Here is a 2909-nt window from a genome sequence, read left to right as displayed (position 1 = left end):
CCCGCCGGTCAGCTGACGGCGGGCAAGCGCGAAGTGAGGTCCCACATGACGATTGCCGCCACCCGCCAGGGTGCACCTGTAAGCAAGAGCCCCCATGCCCCGGTCCCGGGTCGCCGCCTCCCGGACGCGTCTGGTGCCGATGCCGTGCAGGACGGAACGGTCCAGTACCTCCGGATCGGGGATCTGGAGCTCGAATCCGGCGCCCGGCTACCTGACGTCACCCTCGGCTACGAGACGTGGGGGACCCTGAACCCGGAACGCTCCAATGCCGTGCTGATCGAGCACGCGCTGACGGGGGACACCCACGTCACGCGGGGTGCCAGCGAGGAACCGGGCTGGTGGGAGCAGCTCGCGGGCCCCGGCGCCCCCGTGGACACGGACAAGTACTTCGTCGTCTCGGTCAACATCCTCGGCGGCTGCTACGGCTCCACCGGGCCCTCGTCGGCNCCCGACGGGAAGCCGTGGGGTTCACGGTTCCCGCTCGTGACGCTGCGGGACACGACCCAGGCCGAGGCTCGGCTGGCGGACGCCCTCGGCATCCGGAGCTGGTATGCCGTGCTGGGCGGTTCCCTGGGCGGGGCGCGTGCCCTGGAGTGGGCCGTCAGCTACCCGGAACGGGTCCAGCGCTGCGGCGTCATTTCGGTCGGAGCCAGCAGTACCGCAGAACAGATTGCCTTCGCCCAGGCGCAGACGCTCGCCATCCGGCAGGACCCCAACTTCAATGGCGGGGACTACTACGGCGGGCCCGAACCGGAAGCGGGCCTGGCCCTGGCCCGGCGGATCGCGCACATCACCTACCGCTCGGCCGCGGAGCTGGACGGACGCTTCGGCCGGAACGCCCAGGACTCAGAGGCTCCGCTGGAAGCCGGATCCCTCGCCGGGCGCGGGCGCTACCAGGTGGAGAGCTACCTCGACCACCAGGGCAACAAGCTGGTCCACCGCTTCGATGCGAACAGCTACATCGCCATCACCGAGGCGCTCATGAGCCATGACATCAGCCGGGACCGAGGTGCCCTCACGGAGGCCCTGGCACCGGCCACTGCGGAGTTCCTGGTGGCGGCCGTCGACTCGGACCGGCTGTACTTCCCGGCCCAGTCCCAGGCGCTCGCCGAAGCCCTGCCGGGCGACGTTACGGTGCACACCATCGAGGCGCCGATCGGACACGACGGCTTCCTCACGGAGATCGGCCAGCTCAACGACCAGCTCCGGCAGTACTTCTTCGGCTAGTCCTTCGACCAAAAACCGCGTCCCGTGTGCATTTTTGCAGATGCGCTCTGCACTAATGGCCGTTGAGGCCCGCGCCGGAAGCGACCATACTCGTGGGGAATGGCGCCGCGTGTCTCACATCACAAGCGCCCTCCTCCCAATGGTCCACGAGGCGTCGACGACGACGCCAAAGGAGTCGAAATGAGCACGGAAAACGCGGCCGCAAGGCGCGCAGAAGAGCCCGACGTCAAGACGTCCGGCCTCAAAAAAGTAGTAACGGCCTCCATGGCCGGCACCGTTGTCGAATGGTACGAGTTCTTCCTCTACGCCTCCGCGGCCACCCTTGTCTTCGGCAAGACATTCTTCCCCAACTCCGGCACGGAACTGGACGGCATCATTGCTGCCTTCCTCACCTACGCTGTCGGCTTCGTCGCCCGCCCCATCGGCGGCATCGTCTTCGGACACTTCGGCGACAAGTTCGGCCGCAAGCAGCTCCTCCAGCTCAGCATCATCCTGGTGGGCGTCTCCACCTTCCTGATGGGCTGCCTGCCGACCTTCCAGCAGATCGGCTACTGGGCTCCGGCCCTGCTCGTGTTCCTGCGCTTCGCCCAGGGCTTCGCCGTCGGTGGTGAATGGGGCGGCGCTGTCCTCCTCGTGGCCGAGCACAGCCCGAGCAAATCCCGCGGTTTCTGGTCAGCGTGGCCGCAGTCGGCTGTTCCGCTGGGCAACCTGCTGGCCACGGCCGTGCTGTTCATCCTGTCCTCCGTGCTGTCCTCCGCCGACTTCCTCAGCTGGGGCTGGCGTGTGGCCTTCTGGCTCTCCGCGGTGATCGTGCTGGTGGGCTACTACATCCGGACCAAGGTCACGGACGCCCCCATCTTCCTGGAGGCGCAGAAGGAAGTCACCGTCGAGAAGAAGGGCTACGGCGTCGGCGAAGTGTTCCGCCGCTACCCGCGTGGCGTCTTCACCGCGATGGGCCTGCGCTTCGCGGAGAACATCCTCTACTACCTCGTGGTCACGTTCTCCATCACGTACCTGAAGGTCATCGTGCAGACGGACACCGCCCGCATCCTCCTGCTGCTGCTGGTGGCGCACGCAATCCACTTCGCCGTGATCCCCATGGTCGGCAAGCTCTCCGACAACCTCGGCCGCAAGCCGGTCTACATGGCCGGTGCTGTCCTTGGCGGCACCTGGGGCTTCTTCGCCTTCCCGATGATGGACACCAAGAACGACCTCGTCATCCTCGCGGCGATCACCATTGGTCTGCTGTTTCACTCGCTCATGTACGCCGGCCAGCCGGCCATCATGGCCGAGATGTTCCCGACCCGGATGCGCTACTCGGGCGTTTCCCTGGGCTACCAGGTCACCTCGATCGTGGCCGGTTCGATGGCCCCGATCATCGCCGTCGCCCTGCTGAGCCAGTTCAAGTCCTCCGTCCCGGTGGCCATCTACCTGCTCGGTGCCTGCCTGGTCACCATGGTGGCGGTGTACTTCCTCAAGGAAACCCGCGGCGTATCACTGCACGACGTCGACGCCGCCGATGCCCAGGGCACTGCGGACCTGCTCGCCGCAGGCAAAAAGTAGCAGGCAGAAAGTAGCAGGCAAAAAGTAACAGGCAAAAAGTAGCAAGCAAAAAGTAACAAACAGGACGTAAAGCCAAGGTACTTGCCAAGAAAAGAGAGCAGCCCGGCCCCCGCAATGCG

At 66.0% G+C, this 2909-nt stretch carries 2 protein-coding genes and 1 riboswitch (1 of these 3 running past the window's edge); both genes read left to right on the top strand.

Going from position 1 to position 2909, the window contains the following annotated elements:
• Nucleotides 1-35: riboswitch (SAM riboswitch) on the top strand; it begins 71 nt to the left of the window's first position.
• A gap of 10 nt (nucleotides 36-45) precedes the next feature.
• Nucleotides 46-1227, top strand: coding sequence for a homoserine O-acetyltransferase MetX (gene metX, locus K789_RS0114980; protein ID WP_024367468.1), 1182 nt, complete (start codon nucleotides 46-48; stop codon nucleotides 1225-1227).
• A 180-nt stretch (nucleotides 1228-1407) separates the two neighbouring features.
• Nucleotides 1408-2790: an MFS transporter gene (locus tag K789_RS0114975; RefSeq protein WP_024367467.1), complete on the top strand. Its 1383-nt coding sequence runs from the start codon at nucleotides 1408-1410 to the stop codon at nucleotides 2788-2790.
• Nucleotides 2791-2909: the final 119 nt, after the last annotated feature.

The organism is Arthrobacter sp. TB 26 (genome assembly GCF_000427315.1).
In the GTDB taxonomy this organism is placed as follows: Bacteria; Actinomycetota; Actinomycetes; order Actinomycetales; family Micrococcaceae; genus Arthrobacter.
This window is presented reverse-complemented; position numbering and strand designations above follow the sequence as displayed.

Bases quoted from the DNA above. Each gene is read 5' to 3' on its own strand.
- K789_RS0114975 (WP_024367467.1), top strand. From the start codon at position 1,408: ATGAGCACGGAAAACGCGGCCGCAAGGCGCGCAGAAGAGCCCGACGTC.